This window comes from Vibrio sp. 378, assembly GCF_033339435.1.
This window is the reverse complement of sequence record NZ_JAWOUO010001141.1, coordinates 1-525: the sequence shown is the minus strand read 5'-3', so window position 1 is coordinate 525 and position 525 is coordinate 1. Positions and strand designations below refer to the sequence as shown.

The window sequence follows — 525 nt, the reverse complement described above, 5'->3', positions numbered from 1 at the left end:
ATTGGCAATGTTGTACGCAGTATTTACCTCACCTTTTAACAACACCAAAAGCATTGCTGATACAGCATCTGTGACATAGCAAAATGAGCGCAGCGCACTTCCATCGCTTTTCAGCACTATTGGTTGATTATCTATCACGCAACCAACTAAATCTGACATCACGCGTCCATCATTTAGGAACATACCTGGCCCGTAAGAATGAGCGATTCTCACTGCAGTGAAAGGAACGTCATGCTGAATGGCGTAGCTTTGTAACAATGTCTCAGCCATTCTTTTACTCTCTGGGTAGCAAGATCTTGAGTCCAATGGGTCAAAGCTGCCAAAGTCCCTTTCGCGGATCAGCTCTTGACTCTCTAAGTTTCCATACACTTCACGAGTGGACATGAACAAAAAGTTTTTTACTCGTTTGTTTTTAACGAGCTCAAGCAAATTCATGGTTCCAACAACGTTGGCCTGAATAATCCCAACAGGATCATGTTTGATGTGATGTGGGCTTGCATTACTCGCCGCATGAATAACGAAATC

1 protein-coding gene is annotated in these 525 nt (G+C 43.2%); it reads right to left on the bottom strand.

The genetic code is table 11. The annotated features are described in order from the left end of the window. Positions 1 to 525: NAD-dependent epimerase/dehydratase family protein (locus R7Q48_RS30830; RefSeq protein ID WP_318134215.1), on the bottom strand; the 525-nt coding region annotated here is incomplete at both ends.